The 2,632-nt window shown below is 58.8% G+C and carries 3 protein-coding genes; 1 reads left to right on the top strand and 2 read right to left on the bottom strand.

The genetic code is table 11. The features are described from left to right. Both AC1DVH_RS29290 and ptrR read right to left on the bottom strand, forming a co-directional pair. Positions 1-653, bottom strand: a 653-nt coding sequence (locus AC1DVH_RS29290) for an OsmC family protein (RefSeq protein WP_477756723.1), incomplete at its 3' end; no start/stop codon positions are given. Between the two features lie 77 nt (positions 654-730). Then, positions 731-1,609: a putrescine utilization regulator PtrR gene (gene ptrR, locus AC1DVH_RS29285; protein ID WP_008047600.1), complete on the bottom strand. Its 879-nt coding sequence runs from the start codon at positions 1,607-1,609 to the stop codon at positions 731-733. A gap of 100 nt (positions 1,610-1,709) precedes the next feature. Here ptrR and AC1DVH_RS29280 point away from each other — a divergent pair. After that, a partial coding sequence (locus AC1DVH_RS29280) for an aldehyde dehydrogenase family protein (protein WP_477756722.1) occupies positions 1,710-2,632 on the top strand: 923 nt, incomplete at its 3' end.

Below are 2,632 nucleotides of genomic sequence, written 5' to 3'. Positions count from 1 at the left end.
GCCGATGCCAGCGCACCTTCTTTGGTCGCTCCCTTGCCGTTGGTAAAACACATTGGCGAGTGCGCATCGCGGATGTGCAGCGACCACACATTGGGAACGATATTGCGCCACGAAGCGATTTCAATCTTCATGCCCAGGTCGGCCAGGATGCCCGACATGTTGGCGATGGTTTGCTCCAGCGGCAGGTCCTTGCCCACAATGTAGGTGCCCGCTTCGCCAGCCGAGTGCGGCATCAGCAACGCCTGGGCATCGGCGTCGAGGTTTTCGACCTCTTCAATCACGAACTCGGGCCCGGTTTGCACCACCTTCTTTACCGTGCAACGGTCGATGGAGCGCAAGATCCCCTGACGGTCCTTGGCGGAGATGTCCGCCGGCAATTCGACCTGAATCTTGAAAATCTGGTTGTAGCGGTTTTCCGGATCAACAATGTTGTTCTGCGACAGGCGGATATTTTCGGTGGGGATATTGCGGGTTTCGCAATACAACTTCACGAAGTACGCCGCGCACAACGCCGACGAAGCCAGGAAGTAATCGAACGGCCCCGGTGCCGAGCCATCGCCCTTGTAGCGAATGGGTTGATCGGCAATCACCGTGAAGTCGTCGAACTTGGCCTCAAGTCGAAGGTTGTCGAGAAAGTTGACCTTGATTTCCATGCGTGCTTACCAGAATAACGAGCTATACGATTTGGCCGCCATTATCCGGTTTTTCAGCACAGACCGTTAACTTTCCACTATTTTTCGACCAACACCACCCCACGCTCCTCAAGCAAGCGCACAAACATCGTCAGGCTCTGCGACACCGTCCCCCTGCGCCACACCAGCCAGGTGCGTAAATAGCGGAACGACTCCGACAACGGCCAGACGCTGACCGTCGTGCATCCAGGCATGCTTTCGAGCATGCTGCGAGGCATCAGCGCCAGGCCGGCACCGGCGCTGACGCAGGCCAGCATGCCGTGATAGGACTCCATTTCGAAAATCTTGCCGGGCACCGCCGCACCATTGGCGAACCAGCTTTCGAAATGATGGCGATAGGAGCAGTTGGAGCGGAAGGCATAGATGTTTTCGCCATTCACATCCTTGGCCCGATGAATCGGCTCATGGTTGAGCGGTGCGATCAGGACCATTTCCTCTTCGAAAGCAGGCACGCCCTCCAGTGCCGGATGCAACACCGGACCATCGACAAATGCCGCGGCCAGCCGCCCTGACAGCACCCCATCGATCATGGTCCCGGAGGGGCCGGTGGACAGGTCCAGTTCGACCTTGGCGTGTTTCTGGTTATAGGCGGCCAATAGCTCTGGAATACGTACCGCTGCAGTACTTTCCAGCGAGCCCAGGGCGAAGGCTCCCTGCGGTTCTTCACCTGCCACGGTGGCGCGCGCCTCCTGAACCAGGTCGAGAATACGTCGAGCGTAATCCAGAAAGCTCCAGCCGGCCGGCGACAGGCGCAGGCGACTCTTCTCGCGGATAAACAGGTCCACACCCAGGTCCAGCTCAAGCTGCTTGATTCGGGTCGTGAGATTCGATGGCACTCGGTGGATATGCTGGGCGGCCACGCTGATGCTGCCGTGCTCGGCGACAGCCTTGAAAATTTCGAGCTGAACCAGATCCAAGTCATTCTCCAAACGTGAACGTTATGCTCAGTATTATTCAGTTTCCAGAAAACATATAGCCCCATAACCTGAGCACATTCCTACCTCGCAGGACGGTGCCATGACCCACGTATCCAGCCTTACCCACGCCATTTCGATCAACCCGACCACGGGCGAGCAGATCGGCCACTACCCTTTCGAATCCGATTCGGCATTACAGGCCACGCTGACGCGGACCGCTACCGGGTTTCGAGGCTGGCGCCGCAAACCGGTTGAACAACGCGCGCAGCTGTTGATCAACCTCGGCCAGGCCTTGCGCAACAATGCGCAGGCCATGGCGAACATGATCACCCAGGAAATGGGCAAGCCCATCGCTCAGGCCCGCGGTGAAATTGAAAAATGTGCGCAGCTCTGCGAGTGGTACGCCGAACACGGCCCCGCCATGCTGAGTTCAGAACCGACCTTGGTTGAAGGCGACAAGGCACGCATTGAATATCGCCCGCTCGGCCCGATTCTCGCCGTCATGCCGTGGAACTTCCCCATCTGGCAAGTCCTGCGCGGCGCGGTCCCCACCTTGCTCGCCGGCAATACCTACGTGCTCAAACACGCGCCAAACGTCATGGGYAGCGCCTACCTGCTGCTGGAAGCCTTCCAGCAAGCGGACTTTCCTGAAGGTGTTTTCGAGGTCATCAATGTCACGCCGGAGGGTGTATCCAGGGCGATCGCCGATCCACGTATCGCGGCTGTCACCCTCACCGGCAGCGTCCGTGCAGGCATGGCCATCGGCGCTCAGGCTGGAGCGGCACTGAAGAAATGTGTATTGGAACTGGGCGGCTCCGACCCGTTTATCGTGCTCGACGACGCAGACCTCGACGAGGCGGTGAAAGCCGCGGTGATCGGGCGCTATCAAAACACCGGACAAGTCTGCGCCGCCGCCAAACGCCTGATTGTCGAGCAAGGCATCGTCGAGGAATTTACCCGCAAGTTCGTCGAGGCCACCCAGCAGCTGGTCGTCGGTGATCCACTCGCCACCAACACTTACAT

This window comes from Pseudomonas sp. P4_C3 (assembly GCF_056402075.1).
The sequence above is the reverse complement of the archived record's forward strand: the minus strand, read 5'-3'. Positions and strand labels throughout refer to the sequence as shown.